At 63.3% G+C, this 17,124-nt stretch carries 21 protein-coding genes; 12 read left to right on the top strand and 9 right to left on the bottom strand.

The genetic code is table 11. From position 1 onward, the window contains the following. Nucleotides 1-50 precede the first annotated feature (50 nt). From V7S54_RS24765 to V7S54_RS24755, 3 genes are all read left to right on the top strand, one after another. Nucleotides 51-395: an ArsC family reductase gene (locus V7S54_RS24765; RefSeq protein WP_065372130.1), complete on the top strand. Its 345-nt coding sequence runs from the start codon at nt 51-53 to the stop codon at nt 393-395. A 21-nt stretch (nt 396-416) separates the two neighbouring features. Then, the gene (gene ybaK / locus V7S54_RS24760; RefSeq protein WP_065372129.1) at nt 417-890 is read left to right on the top strand and encodes a Cys-tRNA(Pro) deacylase; all 474 of its coding nucleotides are present in this window, start codon (nt 417-419) and stop codon (nt 888-890) included. 111 nt (nt 891-1,001) lie between these two features. Beyond that, nucleotides 1,002-1,589, top strand: a complete 588-nt coding sequence (locus V7S54_RS24755) for a dual specificity protein phosphatase family protein (RefSeq protein ID WP_083203441.1) — start codon at nt 1,002-1,004, stop codon at nt 1,587-1,589. A gap of 284 nt (nt 1,590-1,873) precedes the next feature. Here V7S54_RS24755 and V7S54_RS24750 read toward each other — a convergent pair whose 3' ends face one another. Beyond that, nucleotides 1,874-2,329, bottom strand: a complete 456-nt coding sequence (locus V7S54_RS24750) for a MarR family winged helix-turn-helix transcriptional regulator (protein WP_065372128.1) — start codon at nt 2,327-2,329, stop codon at nt 1,874-1,876. An 82-nt stretch (nt 2,330-2,411) separates the two neighbouring features. Here V7S54_RS24750 and V7S54_RS24745 point away from each other — a divergent pair, with 82 nt between their 5' ends. From V7S54_RS24745 to V7S54_RS24735, 3 genes are all read left to right on the top strand, one after another. Further along, nucleotides 2,412-3,083, top strand: coding sequence for a glutathione S-transferase family protein (locus V7S54_RS24745; protein ID WP_065372127.1), 672 nt, complete (start codon nt 2,412-2,414; stop codon nt 3,081-3,083). A gap of 93 nt (nt 3,084-3,176) precedes the next feature. After that, nucleotides 3,177-4,055: an MBL fold metallo-hydrolase gene (locus V7S54_RS24740; RefSeq protein WP_065372432.1), complete on the top strand. Its 879-nt coding sequence runs from the start codon at nt 3,177-3,179 to the stop codon at nt 4,053-4,055. A gap of 88 nt (nt 4,056-4,143) precedes the next feature. Next, nucleotides 4,144-5,397, top strand: a complete 1,254-nt coding sequence (locus V7S54_RS24735; RefSeq protein ID WP_336408970.1) for an aminopeptidase — start codon at nt 4,144-4,146, stop codon at nt 5,395-5,397. 91 nt (nt 5,398-5,488) lie between these two features. Here V7S54_RS24735 and V7S54_RS24730 read toward each other — a convergent pair whose 3' ends face one another. Genes V7S54_RS24730 through V7S54_RS24720 form a run of 3 tightly spaced genes read right to left on the bottom strand, consistent with a single transcriptional unit; the run spans nt 5,489 to nt 7,472 of the window. Next, nucleotides 5,489-5,887, bottom strand: a complete 399-nt coding sequence (locus V7S54_RS24730) for a VOC family protein (RefSeq protein ID WP_065372125.1) — start codon at nt 5,885-5,887, stop codon at nt 5,489-5,491. Nucleotides 5,888-5,908: 21 nt separating this feature from the next. Next, entirely contained in the window at nt 5,909-6,541 is a 633-nt protein-coding gene (locus V7S54_RS24725; RefSeq protein WP_234792844.1) for an RNA polymerase sigma factor, read from the bottom strand. 52 nt (nt 6,542-6,593) lie between these two features. Beyond that, nucleotides 6,594-7,472, bottom strand: a complete 879-nt coding sequence (locus tag V7S54_RS24720; RefSeq protein ID WP_065372124.1) for an EamA family transporter — start codon at nt 7,470-7,472, stop codon at nt 6,594-6,596. 101 nt (nt 7,473-7,573) lie between these two features. Here V7S54_RS24720 and V7S54_RS24715 point away from each other — a divergent pair, with 101 nt between their 5' ends. Continuing rightward, nucleotides 7,574-8,056, top strand: coding sequence for a MarR family winged helix-turn-helix transcriptional regulator (locus V7S54_RS24715; protein WP_065372123.1), 483 nt, complete (start codon nt 7,574-7,576; stop codon nt 8,054-8,056). A gap of 6 nt (nt 8,057-8,062) precedes the next feature. Here V7S54_RS24715 and V7S54_RS24710 read toward each other — a convergent pair whose 3' ends face one another. The 3 genes from V7S54_RS24710 to V7S54_RS24700 all read right to left on the bottom strand — a co-directional run bounded on the left by V7S54_RS24710 (nt 8,063) and on the right by V7S54_RS24700 (nt 12,227). After that, nucleotides 8,063-8,653 carry an NAD(P)H-dependent oxidoreductase gene (locus tag V7S54_RS24710; protein WP_065372122.1) on the bottom strand — a complete coding sequence of 197 codons (591 nt, stop codon included), beginning with the start codon at nt 8,651-8,653 and terminating at the stop codon, nt 8,063-8,065. A 71-nt stretch (nt 8,654-8,724) separates the two neighbouring features. After that, entirely contained in the window at nt 8,725-10,329 is a 1,605-nt protein-coding gene (gene xseA / locus V7S54_RS24705; RefSeq protein WP_336408971.1) for an exodeoxyribonuclease VII large subunit, read from the bottom strand. A 77-nt stretch (nt 10,330-10,406) separates the two neighbouring features. Beyond that, nucleotides 10,407-12,227 (bottom strand): hypothetical protein, encoded by a 1,821-nt coding sequence (locus V7S54_RS24700; RefSeq protein ID WP_336408972.1) that lies wholly within the window; start codon nt 12,225-12,227, stop codon nt 10,407-10,409. A gap of 148 nt (nt 12,228-12,375) precedes the next feature. Here V7S54_RS24700 and V7S54_RS24695 point away from each other — a divergent pair, with 148 nt between their 5' ends. From V7S54_RS24695 to V7S54_RS24680, 4 genes are read left to right on the top strand one after another with little or no spacing between them, the layout of a single operon-like run. Beyond that, nucleotides 12,376-13,422, top strand: coding sequence for a glycosyltransferase family 2 protein (locus V7S54_RS24695; protein WP_336557344.1), 1,047 nt, complete (start codon nt 12,376-12,378; stop codon nt 13,420-13,422). Then, nucleotides 13,419-14,123 carry a class I SAM-dependent methyltransferase gene (locus V7S54_RS24690; protein ID WP_065372119.1) on the top strand — a complete coding sequence of 235 codons (705 nt, stop codon included), beginning with the start codon at nt 13,419-13,421 and terminating at the stop codon, nt 14,121-14,123. Before V7S54_RS24695 ends, V7S54_RS24690 begins: the two co-directional genes overlap by 4 nt. Before the next feature lie 9 nt (nt 14,124-14,132). After that, entirely contained in the window at nt 14,133-14,495 is a 363-nt protein-coding gene (locus V7S54_RS24685) for a transporter (RefSeq protein WP_065372118.1), read from the top strand. Between the two features lie 14 nt (nt 14,496-14,509). Then, on the top strand, nt 14,510-14,722 hold the full coding sequence (locus V7S54_RS24680; RefSeq protein ID WP_065372117.1) for a hypothetical protein: 213 nt from the start codon (nt 14,510-14,512) through the stop codon (nt 14,720-14,722). Nucleotides 14,723-14,725: 3 nt separating this feature from the next. Here the strand turns inward: V7S54_RS24680 and V7S54_RS24675 are convergent, their stop codons facing one another. Then, complete coding sequence (locus tag V7S54_RS24675) at nt 14,726-15,505, bottom strand: helix-turn-helix domain-containing protein (RefSeq protein ID WP_065372116.1); 780 nt, start codon at nt 15,503-15,505, stop codon at nt 14,726-14,728. A 129-nt stretch (nt 15,506-15,634) separates the two neighbouring features. Between V7S54_RS24675 and V7S54_RS24670 the strand changes: the two genes are divergently transcribed. After that, the gene (locus V7S54_RS24670) at nt 15,635-16,039 is read left to right on the top strand and encodes a hypothetical protein (protein ID WP_065372431.1); all 405 of its coding nucleotides are present in this window, start codon (nt 15,635-15,637) and stop codon (nt 16,037-16,039) included. A 72-nt stretch (nt 16,040-16,111) separates the two neighbouring features. Here V7S54_RS24670 and V7S54_RS24665 read toward each other — a convergent pair whose 3' ends face one another. After that, nucleotides 16,112-17,098, bottom strand: a complete 987-nt coding sequence (locus tag V7S54_RS24665) for a Gfo/Idh/MocA family protein (RefSeq protein WP_065372115.1) — start codon at nt 17,096-17,098, stop codon at nt 16,112-16,114. Nucleotides 17,099-17,124 lie beyond the last annotated feature (26 nt).

Genomic DNA, 17,124 nt, shown 5'->3' with positions numbered 1-17,124 from the left:
CGGACGGTCTCGTCCGGCCCGGAATTGCTCACAGCGGCTTGGGGCATGGAATGACGGTAACGGTTTACGGCATCAAGAACTGCGACACGATGAAGAAAGCGCGTACCTGGCTCGAAGGCCGGGGCATCGCCTATCGCTTTCACGACTACAAGGCCGAAGGCATCGACCGCCCGCACCTCGAACGCTGGTGCAAAGAAGCCGGGTGGGAAACGGTGCTGAACCGCGCCGGCACGACCTTCCGCAAGCTCGACGACGCCGACAAGCAGGACCTTGACCAGGAAAAGGCAATTGCGCTGATGCTGGCGCAGCCCTCGATGATCAAGCGCCCGGTGCTCGAAGCCGACGGCAATCTCTTGGTCGGCTTCAAGCCTGACCTCGACGAGGCAGCGCTGTAACGCCTCAGCCGGAGCCAAACGATGTCGAAGACCACGCGCGCCACGCAGACGCTCTCGAAGGCCGGTGTCACCTTCAGCGTGCACAGCTACGACTACGACCCGAATGCCGAACGCGTCGGCCTGCAGGCGGCGGAAGCGCTCGGCGAAGATCCGAGCCGCGTGCTGAAGACGCTGATGGCCGAAGTGGACGGCAAGCCGGTCTGCTGCGTCGTTCCCTCCGACCGGGAGGTGAGCATGAAGAAACTGGCCGCGGCTTTCGGCGGCAAGTCGGCCGCCATGATGAAGCCCGCCGATGCCGAGCGCCTCACCGGCTACCATGTCGGCGGCATCAGCCCGTTCGGCCAGAAGAAGCTGGTGCCGACGGCGATCGAGGAGGCAGCGCTTGCCGAGGCTGAGGTCTATATCAATGGCGGCCAGCGCGGGCTGCAGGTGCGGCTCGCGCCGCGCGACGCACAGGCCGCACTGAAGGCGATCGCCGCACCGCTGATCGCCTGAAACACCCGCCATCAAAATATCGCAGATGCCTTATACGTGCCGCAGAAGCGGGATGAAAACTGTGCAACTTTCGCATGCACATCCGCTCACGAACGGCGTCGGGTCTGTCTCATGGCATCTGCAGGGCTTCTCACCGCGAAGCGTCTTTTGAAACGCCTCGTCGTCGTCACGGGTGCGCTTGGTGCAGCCTTGGCGCTCTATCTCGTCGGCCTGCAATGGACCGGCAATTTCCACACGCTCGTCGCTGGTGAGGTCTATCGTTCGGCGCAGCCAAGCCCTGAGGCGATCGCCGCCTATTCCAAGGGCTACGGTATCCGCACCATTCTCAACCTGCGTGGCGAGAAACCGGACGAGCGCTGGTACCGCGACGAGGTTGCCGCCGCCGAGCGTAACGGTATCCGGCTCATCAACTTTCCCATGTCCGCCTCGGCAGAGATCGACCGGAAGGAAACCGACGCGCTGATGGCGATCCTCCGGGACGCGCCGAAGCCGCTGCTGATCCACTGCAAGGCCGGCGCCGACCGCACCGGTCTCGTCTCGACGATCTACCTGCAACAGATCGCCGGCGTCGACGAAGAGACGGCCGAGTGGCAGCTCTCGCCACTCTACGGCCATGTCGCGCTCCCCTATCTCTCGGGCACCTTCGCCATGGACGAGACCTGGGAAGCTCTGGAAAAATCCTTTGGTCTCAATAGTTGAGGACGAAGGCGTCATAGATTGGCGCTTGCTGCCCATGCCCCTCATCCGGCCTGCCGGCCACCTTCTCCCCGCCCACGGGGCGAAGGAGACTCGCGGCAACCGCTCACCTCAACAGCAAGTATCTCCGTCGATTTCCTCCTCACAGTGTCTCCGTTCGACAGCGTGGCACGTCCCCTCTCCCCGCCTGCGGGGAGAGGGCTAGGGTGAGGGGCAAACTTGCACACAGAGGCAGTCCGATTACCTGGCATTGCGGAGACGCGAAGCCGTTGCACGCTTGAAACGCCTTACCTGAGCTTCGCCAGCAGCCCGGCCAATTGCCGCGCCTCCGCTTCGGTCAGTCTGGCGCCCACATGGGCCTCGATCGATGGGCCATAGGTCAGCCACATGCGCGCCCGCATCGCCCGTCCGGCCTCGGTGATCACCACCCACTGGCCGCGACCATCGGCGTCGAAGGTTTCGCGGCGGACGAGCCCTTCCTTCACCAGCCGATCGATCAGGCGCGAGAGATTGTATTGCGCAAGCAACGTGCGCGCCTCGATCTCGAAGGGACGCAGCCGGCCACCTTCCGCTTGCACCAGCTCCCACAACACGTCGTACCAGCCGAGCGGCGGCAAGCCTGAAGCCTTGAAATCGGCCTCGATCCGCGCAAGCACCCGCTCACGCGCACGCATCAGCCCGATCCAGGCTTCCGTGGTTTCCGGTCGGGGACGCTCTCCGTCGTTTTTTGTCTCATCTGCCATAGATGCAATTACATCCATCTTGAAAATCGAAGCAAGCCTACATACATGCAAATGCATCTACTTGTTCAACCGGGAGACTGCCATGCTTACCCTCGTCAGCCACCATCTCTGCCCCTATGTGCAACGCGCTTCGATCGCGCTCGACGAAAAAGGCGTTCGTTTCGAGCGGACCTATATCGACCTCAAAGCCAAGCCCGACTGGTTCCTGAAGATCTCGCCGCTCGGCAAGGTGCCGCTGCTGCAGCTGCCGCAGCAAGGCGGCGAAACCGTGCTGTTCGAAAGCTCCGTTATCGCCGAGTACGTCGAGGAAAGCCAAGCCGGCCCGAAGCTTCACCCTGAAGATGCGCTGGAGCGGGCCCGGCATCGCGGCTGGATGGAGTTTGGTTCGTCGATCCTTTCGGATCTCTGGGGCTTCGAGACTGCCAAGGACCAGGAAACCTACGAGCAGAAGCGTAAGGCGCTCGCCGACAAGTTTGCGACCATCGAGGCGGCATTGCGCGACGGCCCTTATTTCGCCGGTGCCGGCTTTTCACTGGTCGATGCGGTCTTCGCGCCGATCTTCCGCTATTTCGATCTTTTCGACACACTCGCCGATCACGGCATCTTCGATGGGCTCGATCGTATCAGCGCCTGGCGCAAGGCGCTTGCCGAACGGCCGAGCGTCAAGGCGGCGGTGACGGCCGATTACAGCGAGCGGCTGATGGTCTTCCTCAGGGATCACGACGCCTATCTGCTGCGTGCCCTCCGGGCGTAGGCCGATAAGTCTAGTCATGTCGTCCTTCAGTTTGGCTTGGGACTGCCCTATGACAGTGCCCAAGCCCTGCTGGAGGAGCACAACGTGAAGGACATGACGTCGACCCTGATGATTCTTGAACCCTACCCCGGCGTCTATGCCTATTACGACGGGCGTGTCGCCGGCGTACGGCTTCATTCGGAGGCGCCGAACTGGCTTGATGACGGCGCCTACGAACTCGGCATCGCCTCCTACGCCATCGTCGATGGTCGTGAGGCGCTGGTCTATGACACGCATATCTCGCTCGACCATGCCCGGGCGATCCGCAATCACCTCGAAAGCCTCGGCGTCACCTCGATCCGCGTCGTGCTCAGCCATTGGCACAAGGACCACGTGGCCGGAAACGCTGTCTTTGCCGATTGCGAGATCATCGCGCTGAAGCTGACGGCGGAGAGACTTCACGAAAACCGCGAAAAGATCGAGGCGGCGACGCCACCGATCCAGCCCCTCGTCATGCCGAACCGGCTGTTCGAACGGACGCTCGCGCTCACGGTCGGCGAACGTCGAGTCGAGCTGCACCACTTCGCCATCCACAGCGCCGACGGCAATGTCATCTGGCTGCCCGAGGAAAAACTGCTGCTTGCCGGCGATACCCTCGAGGACACGACGACCTATATCAGCGAGGCCGACCAGACGGCGACACATGTCGCCGAACTCGTGCGCCTGCGGCAATGGCCGATCGAAAGGATCCTGCCGGCTCACGGCGACCGCCAAAGGATAGCCGATGGCGGCTACGGACCGGAGCTCATCGATGCCAATCGCCTCTACATCGAACGGCTGACCGACGCGATCACGACCGGCATTCCTATCGGAGCGCTCAAGGATTTCGCCGCCGAGGAGATCGTCTCTGGTGCGATCTTCTATTTCGCGCCCTATGAGACGGTTCACCAGAGTAATATCGAACGGGTGCGGGCTGCCCGCGCGGCACGCTGATCACTGGACGAAGCTCTGGCGTTCAGCCTTCATTTTCGCCGCAAAGCGCTCTAAGTCTTCTTCTTCCGATTCAAAAGACAGGCAGATCATGACCTATCCCGCCAATACACCCAATCCGATTGATCCGGTGAAACTCGACAATCTCGCGGAAGTCGCGATCCAGGTCGGCCTGCAGCTGCAGCGCGGCCAGGATCTGGTGATGACCGCGCCGGTGGCGGCAATGCCGCTCGTCCGTCTCATCACCAAGCACGCCTACAAGGCGGGTGCCGGACTGGTGACGACGCTCTACTCCGATGAAGACACGACGCTGGCGCGCTATGCCTACGCGCTCGACGAAAGCTTCGATCGGGCGAGCGACTGGCTCTTCGACGGCATGGCCAAGGCCTTTGCCGGCGGCGCTGCACGCCTCGCAATCTCCGGCGACAACCCGATGATGCTTTCGGCGCAGGACCCGGCCAAGGTCGCGCGCGCCAATAAGGCGAACTCGATCGCCTACAAGCCGGCGCTCGAAAAGATCTCGAACTTCGACATCAACTGGAACATCGTTTCCTACCCGAACCCGTCCTGGGCAAAGCTCGTCTTCCCGAACGATCCGGAAGACGTTGCCGTCGAGAAGCTTGCGAACGCCATTTTCGCCGCCTCGCGCGTCGATGTCGCCGATCCGGTCGCCGCCTGGAAGGAGCACAATGCCAATCTCGCCCGGCGCTCGGCCTGGCTGAATGGCGAACGTTTCGCGGCACTGCACTTCACCGGCCCTGGCACCGACCTGACCGTAGGGCTTGCCGACGGTCATCTGTGGTGCGGTGGTGCGTCGGAAGCCAAGAATGGCGTGACCTGCAACCCGAACATTCCGACCGAAGAAGTCTTCACGACGCCGCATGCACTGCGCGTCGAGGGTCACGTCTCCTCCACCAAGCCGCTGTCCCACCAGGGCACGCTGATCGACAATATCCAGGTGCGCTTCGAAGGCGGCCGGATCGTCGAGGCGAAGGCCTCGCGCGGCGAGGAAGTGCTGAACAAGGTGCTCGACACAGACGAGGGTGCACGCCGGCTCGGCGAAGTGGCGCTGGTGCCGCATTCCTCGCCGATCTCGGCAAGCGGCATCCTGTTCTACAACACGCTGTTCGACGAAAACGCTTCGTGCCACATCGCACTCGGCCAGTGCTATTCGGGCTGCTTCGTCGACGATACCAAGCTGACGCCGGAACAGATCCGCGCCCAGGGCGGTAATTCGAGCCTGATCCACATCGACTGGATGATCGGCTCGGGCCAGGTCGACATCGACGGCGTGCGCGCCGACGGTAGCCGCGTGCCTGTCATGCGCCAGGGCGAGTGGGCCTGATCACGGCTTCTCCCCGGACTCGTGCATTCTGAAAGTCTCGTTGGCCGCCGCAAAAAATGCGGCGGCCTTTTCTTTGGAGAGTTGCCTTCCGTCAGCCGTTGGCAGCGCGTTTCAGACGCGGCATCTCCGCCGACTGGTAGAGCGACAGGACATGGCCATCTGGATCGGCGAATTCTGCCGACCAGCCGCCCGGCGCGTGGCTCACCGGCGTGACGATCGTGGTGCCTTTTTCAGCGAGCCCACCGACCACGTCGTCGATACCGCCTTCAGCGAGATCGAAGACGACGATCGGCGTATTGCCGGGCTTGCTTTCGGCGACAAAGAAGATCAGCTCGACATTGTTTTCGATGGTGGCCATCAGCCAGACGCCGGCGTCATCATCATCCATCCGCTGCACCTCAAGACCAAGCACATCGCGATAGAAGGCTTCCGTCCGGAGGATATCAGAGACGTAGTAGCAGATGGCTCCGATACGTGGTTTCGACAGCATTGGTTGCTCCCTTTCTGTTGGTTACACCGGCTTGTTGCCGCCGGCCGCCTTTTCGTGAGACGCACGCGAAGAAAAATTGACCGCGAAGAGGTGACCATCGGGATCGTGGCTGGCAAAGGCGGCACGGCCGCTGCGCGTCACCGGCAGCAATGCCTGGCGGATGCGGCCGCTTTCCAGCGGATAACGCAGCCCGGTCAGTTCCAGATTGGTCTCGAGGTGGCCGGCATCGCGCCAGGCTCGGCGCAGCAGCAGGATGCGCTGACGCAGCGCCTCGTCGGAAATCTTGAGGAGATGGCGGATCTCCAGCCGGTTATGACCCGCAATGGCGAGCAGCATCACGATCCTGAGACTGGCCGCGAGCGTGGCCGCAAAGCTTAGAGGATCGCTCGACGCTGCCGTGCCCTGCGTTTCCGGCTCGGGCGCCTGTCGCTCGCGCCGAAGACGACGAGCGGCCGTGCGCGCCTGCATCGCGGCGAGCTTGCGAATGACACCGCAAAACCAGGCGCGATCACCAACGGTGGGGAAGCGCTTTGCCTTGAGCGCCACGATCAACGCTTCATGCAGCAAATCCTCCGCTTCGGCCGCACGGCGGCTCTGGCGCTTGGCGAAGCGGAGGAGATCGGAATAGTGCGCCGGCGTCAGGTGCTCGGTCATCAGGGCATGCGCTTCTCAGGGATTGAGGTTCCCTATGGTTGCAAGACCACGATCAGGCGCGGGCCGGTCGTACCTTCGGCATCAATTGTGCGCGCTGGCTGAGCCAGACACTGGCGAAGACGACGAGGATACCGAGGGCCTGGACCGACGTCAGCTGCTCGCCGAGCACGCCCCAGCCGAGCAGGATGGCAACGACCGGGCTCAGGAAGCCGAGCGGCGATACGGCTGACGGTTCGAGGCGCGACAGGCCGCGGAACCAGAGCAGATAGGTAAAGGCGGCGCCGATCAGGCCGAGATAGGCAAGCCCGAGGACGTTGGCCGTGGTCAGCGGCGGCAGGGACGGCTCGAAGAAGAGCGCCACCGGTACGAGAAGCAGGCCGCCGGCCGCCAATTGCCAGGCGGTGAAGGTGAGCGGCGGCACCGGTGGCGCCCAATGACGGCTCAGCACCGTGCCAAAGGCCATGGAGACGGCACCGGCGAGGCCAGCAAGAACGCCGAGCGGATCAAGCGTGGCGCCGGGTGTCAGCACCAGAAGGGCAACGCCGGCGATGCCGGCCAGACCGGCAACAACGCTGAGTACGCGGATCGGCGAGCCGAGAAAGACGCGCGACAGCAGAATGACGATCAGCGGCTGGACGGCGCCCACCGTTGCCGCAACACCACCCGGTAGCCTGTAAGCAGAGACGAACAGCATCGCCCAGAAGAAGGAGAAGTTCAGCGCACCCAGCACGAACGTCCGGGGCCACCAGATGCCTTCAGGCAGGCGCCGGACGAAGAGCAGCAATAGAAGCCCGGCTGGCAGCGCGCGCAGCATCGCGACGGACAGCGGATAGCCTGATGGCAGGAACTCTGTGGTGACGAGGTAGGTGCTGCCCCAGATGGCCGGCGCGAGTGCAGTCAAGGCGAGATCGACGTTACGGTTCGTGCTCATATCTTTATCTCAAGAATCTCTACATCAAGATAAATTGAGACTACCATAGTTTATCTCTACGTCAAGATACCCTATAGCTGGCAAAACAGTGGAGACCTCGGATGGATCGTGTCGACAGGATATTGGCCCAATGGCACCGGGAACGGCCGGATCTCGACGTGTCGGCCATGGGCCTGCTCGGTCGCCTCTCGCGGCTTTCGACCCATGTCGCCCGGGAAATCGAGAAGTCGTTTTCCGAACGCGGCCTCAGCGCGTCGAGCTTCGACGTGCTGGCGACGCTGCGCCGCTCCGGCGCACCCTACCGGCTCTCGCCCGGCGAACTTCTGGATACGACCATGGTCAGCTCCGGCACGATGACCAACCGCATCGACCAGCTGGAGAAGGCGGGACTGGTCGAGAGGATCGCCAATCCAGAGGACCGGCGCAGTGTCATCATCGCGCTGACGGAAGAAGGGCTGCGCCGCGTCGACGAAGCGGCGACCGCGCATGTGGCAAACCAGCATCGGGTCGTTTCCGACCTCTCGCCTGAGGAGCGTGCGGCGCTTGATGGGCTGCTACGCAAGTATCTCGCGGCTTTCGAGTAGCCGCGGCTAGATACGGGCGACGAGCCGACGGACACGCGCCAGATGTGCCTTGCGTTTGGCGTCAGTCGCCCTGTCCATGTCGTGCAGGCTGAGCATGCGAAAATTCAGCCGCTTGGCACAGAAGGCGGCGATGCCACGCTTCAACAACCGCTTCACCGGATTGCCCATATAAAGGTGCACCACCCACCACGGCGAACCGGTCGTGGTCAGCGCCCAGAACAGCTTGATGTTGTGAAGGCGCGGGATGATGCGGCCACCGGCTGGGTCATTGTCGAAGGCGACGCCGGGCGCAAAGACCCGGTCGAAGAAGCCCTTGAGGATTGCCGGGAAATTGAACCACCACTGCGGAAAGACGAGCACCAGGCCATCGGCTGCCTGCAGCCGCTTTATCCAGTCGGCGGCTGCCGATCGATCATAGGCATCGCTGAAATAGCTGCCGCGCTCCGCAACGCTCAGGCGCGGATCGAAATCCTCGCGATAAAGATCGAGCAGGTCGACGGAATGTCCCTTCGCCTCCAAAGCGGCGCGCGCTTCACGCGCCATGCTCGCGGCAAAACTGTCTTCGAGCGGGTGAGCGAGAACGAGCAGAATATGCATGGTTTCCCCGAGCAGGAATGCGAGAACGTTTGCCGGATTCCGATCTGATGTCGAGCCGGCGTTCGGACTGCCTAGAACAGGCTGCCTTGCTTCGGCGGATCTCCCGCCGGCTCCGTGGGCTTCTGCTGCTTCTTGCGCGGCTTCGACGGCGGAGAAACCGGTTCGCCCTCCCCTTCGCCCGCAATCGCCGAAACGCGGCCATCGGCGAATTCCAGGCTGAGTGCCATGCCGGCGGAGACGGCCGCCGCCTGGCGCACCGGACCGCCATCGGCATCCCGAACCAGCGCGAAACCGCGCTGCAGCACGTTGCGATAGGAGAGCGACTGCAGGATGCGGTCCTGGGCGACGATGACGCTGCGAAGGCGGCGCACGTCGGCGCGCACGGCAACGTCGGACCGGGCGGCAAGGCCGACGACGCGATCGGAGGCGCGATGGATCTGGCCGATGAGCCGCGACGGCAGCGCCCGCAGCGCTGCATCCGCCGCCTGGACCCGCGCCTCGCCGCGATGCACCTGCCGCTCGACGATGCGCTCGGCCTTGTTCATGGCATCGACCAGACGCTGGCGGCGCTCCGAGAACTTGCCTTTGAGAAGATCGGCCCGCAGCTCAGACGAGACGCGCTCGAACTGGCGGCGCTTGTTGGCGGTGTTCATCTGCAGGCCACGTCCGAGGCCGAGGGCGGCCTCGTCGAAGCGGCGGCGCGGGAGCGCCAGAAGCTGATCGAGAGACGGCAGAGCACGTGCCAGTGAACGCACCGCCTGGCGGCGATTGTCCATCTGCCGCCCGACCGCCGCCTTGAGACGCGCCGAAAGGCCGGAGACCCCGGCTTCGAGATCGGCCTTGACCGGTACCGCCATTTCCGCCGCTCCCGTCGGCGTCGGCGCCCGCTGGTCGGCGGCATGATCGATCAATGTCCAGTCGGTCTCGTGCCCGACGGCGGAAATCAGCGGGATATCGGAGGCCGCCACGGCACGGACCACAGCCTCGTCATTGAAGCCCCAGAGGTCCTCAAGGCTGCCGCCGCCGCGCGCGACGATCAACACGTCCGGCCGGGCGATCGGCCCACCGGGCTCGATCGCATTGAAGCCGCGGATCGCTGCCGCCACCTCGTCACCCGAACCATCCCCCTGCACCCGAACCGGCCAGACGACGACATGCACGGGGAAACGGTCGGCAATGCGGTGCAGGATATCGCGAATGACAGCGCCTGTCGGCGAGGTCACGACGCCGATCACCTTGGGCATATAGGGCAACGGCCGCTTGCGGTTGGCATCAAACAGCCCTTCCGCAGCCAGCTTGCGCTTGCGTTCTTCGAGGAGCGCCATCAACGCGCCGGCACCGGCCGGCTCCATCGTTTCGATGACGATCTGGTATTTCGACGAACCGGGGAAAGTCGTGACCTTGCCGGTTGCGATCACTTCCATGCCCTCTTCCGGGCGGAAGCGCAGGCGCGAGAAAGTACCCTTCCAGATCACCGCATCGATGCGCGCCCGGTCGTCCTTGAGCGCGAAATAGGCATGGCCCGACGAGTGCGGGCCGCGATAGCCCGAGATCTCGCCGCGTACGCGCACCTGGTCGAAGGCCTGCTCGACGGTTCGCTTGATCGAGCCCGAAAGCTCGGACACCGAATATTCGGTGAGGTTGCTCGGAGAATCGCTGTCGAAGAAAGAAGCCATGGCTTCTTTTACCGCACCCTTCGCCGAAGGCCAGCATATCCGTTGCGCTTTCCAACGCGCCAAGGGGCCGACGCCGCTTACGGCTTCAGCGCATAGAGCCGAATGGGCGAGCCTGCCGAAACCGGCAAGGGCGAAAGGAACGCCGGCACGCGCCCGGCGGCAAGCTCGGCATAGAAGCCTTGTGGCGCCCGCGCGGCGATCATTCGCGCCTGCACGTCCGCAGCGCAGAAGGCCAGGACCGGATGTCCGAGTTGGCGCAACATGGCCTCCGCGTCCTCGGCCGGTGCCAGGCCAATCTTCAACTCCGTGAGCATGCCGGCGGCATTGCGATGGTAGGGCGCGGCGAGCACGCGGTGCTGGGTGCGGCGAAGCAGGGTTGCACCGATATCCGATGGCCCGACAATGAACGACGGCGGCAAGCCTTCCAGATCGGTCAGCGATGCCGTTGTCAGGCACGCTTCACCGTTCGAAGTCGCGGTTTCGCCCGCCACAACGCTTCCGATTCCCTTGTCGACAAGAACCCTGGCAACGGCCCAAACCGCTGGAACCGAAATGAGAAGCGTGCCGACATAGAGCAGAGACGCGCCCATGCCGGCCGTTCCGCCGTTTGAGCGGGCACGCAGATCCGAGAGCAGCAACGCGATCGGTACGATCGCCAGGAGATTGGAAAAGGCCATCCCGCGTACCTGGACGAGCGCGATCATCAGGCTCGAAAACACAAGCGCGAAGAGGATGAGGTTGAGATCGACCCTATCGCGGCGCCAGATGCGCCAGGCACAGAGAAGCGCGGCAAAGGCGCCGGTGAAATAGTAGGCTCCGATGCTCGCGGGTTCCCCCGTTGCAACGGCTGCGAAAGAACGCGCCTCAGTGACGTTGTCGAGCCACATTTCGCGCAGCAGCGGGTCAAGCGCTGCCAAGGGATTGCCCAGGCATTGCGGTGCCACCAACAGTGCCACGACAATGACTCCCAGGCCGCAAGCGCCAAGGGCAAAACACCGCACGACGGTTGACCGATGGCTTAGCGTTGCGGCGGCGAGCGCCAGCAGGCCGCCTCCGGTCAGCGCCAGCGAATAGAAGGCGATCGAGAGGTTGTCGCAGGTTGCGGCCAGGTAGAGGCGCGGCGGTACCGTCACGAAGAAGAAGAGGCTCAGGCTTGCAGCGAGCGAAAGGCCAAAGGCAACGGTAGCCTGCGAAGGCTGCCGACCAACCCAAACCCACTGGAAGGCAACGACCGCGCAGACCACAGCCACAAACGGCGTCGTTTCCGCCCCAATGGCAATCGCCAACGCCGCCGCCAATCCTGCAATGACGTAGCTCGAAGCGCGATACTGTCGATCAACCACCATTGCTGCCATGGCTGCGACGAGCACCAACTGTACGTTGTGGTGATCGATCGCGCCGCCAAGGAAGCGATTGGTGGTGACGATGAAGATCGTGGTCAGCCCCAGGCAGAAATGCATCGCCACCACACCACCGGCACGACGGCCGGCCAGCCCCATGGCCACCAGCAACGGGATCGCAAGCGAAATCGGCCAGAACCCCAGGGCCAATGTTTCAGCCTGCACCGTCCCGACGAACGGCCTGAAGACGGAAATGAGTGCGGCGATCGGCAGGTCGATGAGGCGCGACCAGTGCATCAGCGTGCCGCCTTCCAGGCCGAGGCGGGCTTGCGTCAGGTCGAACCAGCTCTGGCCAGCGAGGAGATCGCGTACCTGAACCAGACGCATGACATCATCATTGTCGCGGCCAACGTAGTCGGACGCCATCAGGAACCGGACGACAAGGACGAGGATGGTGGGAGCGCCGTAGACGAACACCATCGAACGCAGGCTCGACCAGAACGGCCTCGGCGCGTTCTTCGAAATCGCCTCAGAAAGCGTCGCCGTCCCGTTCACCATGGATCCTCGCCCGTCTCGATCACATCGCAACCTAACGACGAGCGCTCAAAAAAGCGTAAAGCCCACGACAATTGGGGGGCCTGCACGCACGGACGTGACCCTTGGCGTCTTGTTAACACCCTGATGCCTATGATGGCGCCGATCCAACATGAGCCGAGCCACCCGGATGTTCGACCGTTTCAACATCGCCGTTCTGCTGCCTTGCTACAATGAAGCGTCGACCATCGGGCAAGTGGTTCAGGGCTTCCAGGCGGCGCTGCCGACGGCGCACATCTATGTCTACGACAACAATTCGACGGACGGCACGGCCCTGAAGGCCATGCTTGCCGGTGCGAACGTCGTGCGCGAGCGCCGGCAGGGCAAGGGGCACGTGGTGCGCCGGATGCTCGCCGATATCGATGCCGACATCTATGTCATGGCCGACGGCGACAGCACCTATTGTCCGACGGATGCCGAAGACCTGATCCGCACCTTGATCACAGAGCGCGCCGACATGGTCGTCGGGACGCGGCGCGGCGTTCACGACGATGCCGGCAGGCAGGGCCACGCCTTCGGCAACCGAATCTTCAACCTTCTGTACCGGGAAATGTTCGGCACGGATTTCAACGACATCTTCTCCGGTTACCGTGTGCTCTCACGGCGGTTCGCCAAAAGTTTCCCGGCCATTTCCGACGGTTTCGAAATCGAGACGGAGATGTCCGTCCATGCTTCGCGTCTCAAGCTGCCGGTCGCAGAGCTTGAACTGGACTATGGCCGGCGCCCCGAAGGTTCCCATTCCAAGCTGTCGACATACAGGGACGGCGCCAAGATCCTCTGGACCTTCGCAATGCTGATGAAAGAAACGCGGCCTTTCACGTTCTTCGGCGTCATCGGCATGGCTTTCCTCTCGACGAGCGTCGGCTTCATGATGCCGGTGCTGCTCGAATACTTCGCCACCGGGCTCGTGCCGCGCATGCCGACCTGGGTCTTCGCGCTGGCCATGCTGATGGTGTCGATCATCATGTTCACGGCAGGCCTGATCCTCGATTCGGTCTCGCGGGCCCGGACCGAGCTGCTTCGCCTTCACTATATTGCGACCCCGTCGCGCGCCGCAGCCTCTGAGGGCTTGAACAGCGGCTTCGCTCCGTCCCGGGTCGAGGACGAGGAATCCGGCCTGCAGCCGACGCCACGGATTGTTCGGGAACGCCACGGATGAACCGGGAAACAACCAACCGCATACGCTTCATCATCGAAGACGTCATACCGCCTGTTCTCAGGGATTCGCGCCTGTTCAAGGGCATGGCCAGCCTCGCCTGGGGCAAGCATATCGCGCATCTCGCGGAGTTTCGCGCGCGGGCGCCCTTCCTGTCGGCCGGCGAATATGAAGACCTCTATCGGCGCCATCCGAGGGTTCACGAGGGAACGGACAATTCCGAAGCCTGCGTGCGCAAGATCACCGCAAGCATCGTCGGCGACAGCGTCTGCGACGTCGGCTGCGGAACCGGCGTTCTGTTGAAACGTATCCGGGAGGCCAATCCCGAGGTCAAGCGCCTGACAGGTGTTGACTTCGCCATCGACGATGCGGCCCGGATCGAGGGCGTGGAATATCGAGCGGCGATGATCGAGGACCTGCCATTTGCGGATGGCGAGTTCGACACCGTCGTCTGCACCCATGTCATCGAACATATCCTCGACTATCGCAAAGCGATCTCCGAGCTTCGCCGGATTGCCCGGCGGCGCCTTATCATCGTCGTGCCACGCGAGCGCGAGTATCGCTACACTTTCAATCCGCACTTCAATTTCTTCCCCTATACCCACTCCTTCCTTCGCGCGGTGTATCCGGTGCCAGCCGAGCACGAGTGCATCGATATCGGCCGCGACATCTTCTATCGCGAAGACAAAGTATTGGCGGTGTGAGGCGTGGCGATGAACCTCAATCTTCAGCCCGCCGTCTGGTTCGGACTGTTCTTCACGCCGGTGCTGATTTCGGCCGGCCAGATCCTGTTCAAGCTGACAAGCGCCAAGACCGGCGACGCAAACGCTCAAGGGCTGCTGGCGCTGGCCCTTAACCCGACATTGCTCACCGCTTTGGCCGTCTACGGCATCGGCACGATCATCTGGATCTTCACGATCAAGTCCGTGCCGCTGACGATCGCCTATTCGTTCATGGCGCTCACCTTCTGCATTGTGCCGCTGCTTGCCGCCGCCTTTCTCGGCGAGGCGGTAACGCTGCGCTACGCCCTCGGTGCCGCGCTGATCATCAGCGGCATGATCATCATCAACTCGTAAGGGTGCCCGGGACCATGATCGTCACCGCCTCCTTCCTCCTCGGCATCATCACATGCGGTCTGCGCTCTCCGCGTGTCTGCCTGCTGGTCGGTGTGGTGTTTCTGGCTTTGGCAGGTGTCAGCGGCGGCTGGGTCGAGGCGGCGGCAGCGATCGGCGCCTACAATATGGGTCTCGCGCTGATGCTGTGCGGCGCCATCGCCATAGACCTGCAGCGCGACAGCAAGTAGCGCTTATCCTTTTCGCTCGAAAAACGTCTTGGTCTCCTCGTCCGCAGGGAAGAAGGATTCGATCAGCACGCCCTCCACCAGCGCATCCTGGGTCGAGCCGAAGGTCTGCAGCGTGGTGATGAAGCTCAGCCGCAGGCCGCCGACATCGAGTTCGATCGGCAGCACGGGCAACCGGTCAGTATACGGATGGTTCTCGACCGCGCGCACTACCGCAGGATTGGAGGCGGCCTTCTCCAGGCGTTTGCCGAGGCGGCTGCGCGGTCCTTGCAGCCAGGCCTCCGTGCGCACGCGCTGCACGAGATCGGCGGCCGCCGGCTCCCAATTGACGACCAGCTTGCGAACATTGTCATTGCCGAGGAAGGTGTCGAGGAAATTTTCTCCCGGCCGGAAAGGAATGTCGGCGGCGACGGCCAGGCTCGCCAGCGCCGGGTTGACCACGAGCAACGTATATTCGTGGTCGAGCACCAGGCCGGGATAGGGATCGTGGCGCGCCAGGATCAGCCTGATGGCATTGGCGACGGCCGTCGGCATGGCGTCCAGGCCCGCGGCCGGCCGTGTCGCCATGCGCGGTCGATAGCCGGCTGCCGAAAACAGCGTCCCCTGGTCGCGGGCCGGGACTTCCAGCACCGAGGCCAACCGCAGGATCATGCCTTCCGACGGTTTCGAGCGGCCGGTTTCGAGGAACGAGAGGTGACGCGCCGAAATGCCGGCGGCGACCGCGAGGTCAAGCTGGCTCATGCGGCGGTGTCCGCGCCACTCCTTCAGATGTTCGCCAAACTGCATGTGTCGTGATTCTCCATTTGCCCGGCAGAGTGGCGCGCGTGCCGGGTAAAATCCATTACCTCAGAGGTAATTGGTTTGGTGACGTCATCAGCGCAACATCCGGCCAACGACAAACGGATGGAGCCGAAGATGACCCTCTCGAACCGCAGCCTGCTCAACAAGACCTTCCTCGCCGACGGCGCCTTCTCGCTCGTCTCCGGTGCTACCCTGATCCTTGCAGCAGGGCCGCTTGCAGCGCTGATCAGCCCCGCAGCAACACCCGCCATGATGAAGGTGCTGGGTGTAGGCCTCCTGGTCTGGGGGATATTCCACCTCTCGGCGGCGCGCAATGGCGGCCCGGTGACGGCTTCGGCCCGCATCAGCATCGCCGGCGACATGCTCTGGCAGTTGGGAAGCCTGGCATTGCTGCTCGCCGCCTATGCCTCCCTTTCCGCCGCTGGCATCACCCTCGTCGTCATCGGCATGATCGGCGTCGCCGACTTCCTGTTCTTCAAGCTGCGCGGTCTGGCGCAGGAGCGCGCGGCGATCACCTGACGATGGTCTCAAGAGAGCGGGAATGAGGTCCGCCGGTCATGCCGGCGGACCTTCTCGTCTTCTTCGATCGGCTCAGATGGTCTCCCAGCCATCCTTGGCGCTGGCGCGATAGATCGCATCGATGAATTTCTGATTGAGGCGCGAATTCTCGAGCGTCACCACTTCCTCGTCCTCGCCCTTGGCGGCGCGCGAGAAGGCTTCCGCCTGAAGCTTGTACTGGCGGGCATCCTGGAAGCGGAAAAGCTGGGACTGGGCGTGGTTCTGGTTCGTCAGTTCCACCTCCTCGCGGCCGTAACGGTCCGCGTTGAAAGGCGACTTCACCTCGATGAAGCCCTTGTCGCCATGGAAGACCATGACCTGGCGGGCGGCGAGCTGGGTGGAGATATAGAAGCTCAGCTCGAAATCGCCGAAGTCTGCCCGCACGCTCGAATAGATGTCCGTGCCGAATTCCGGATCACGATCGGTGCTTGCCTGCACCCGCACCGGCTCCTTGGCCGTGACGAAGCGGGTGGTGATCGTCGGGTAGACGCCGATATCCGGCAGGCCGCCGCCGCCGAGCGCCGGGATGTTGCGCATGTTGTTGGGGTCGCGGTTGAAATAGGTGAAGGCACCCTGGACGTGACGCAGCCGGCCGATCGCGCCTTCGGCCAGCAGCGAGCGCACCTTGCGCCAGACGGGGCTGTAGGTGACCATGAAGGCTTCGGCGATCACGACGCCGTTGCGGTCGCGGGCGGCAATCAGCGTATCGATCTCGGAGGCCCGCAGCGCAATCGGCTTCTCGCACAGCACGTGTTTTCCGGCGTCGGCCGCCTTGATCGACCATTCCACGTGCTGCGCCGTCGGCAGCGGAATATAGACCGCATCGATCACGTCGGACGCCAGCATCTCCTCGTAGGAACCGAAGGCATGCGGTGCGGAGAAGCGATCGGCCATCGCCCGGGCTTTTGCGAAGTCGCGGCTGGCAACGGCCGAGACGACGCAGTTTTCCGCATCCTGAATGGCCGGCACGACGAGGTCGCGGCCGATCCGGGCCGTGGACAGAATTCCGAAACGTAACATGGTGAAGCTCCCTGATTTTGCGGCCG

Source organism: Ensifer sp. CCNWLY38 (genome assembly GCF_037120565.1).
Classification (GTDB): domain Bacteria; phylum Pseudomonadota; class Alphaproteobacteria; order Rhizobiales; family Rhizobiaceae; genus Ensifer; species Ensifer adhaerens_H.
This window is presented reverse-complemented; position numbering and strand designations above follow the sequence as displayed.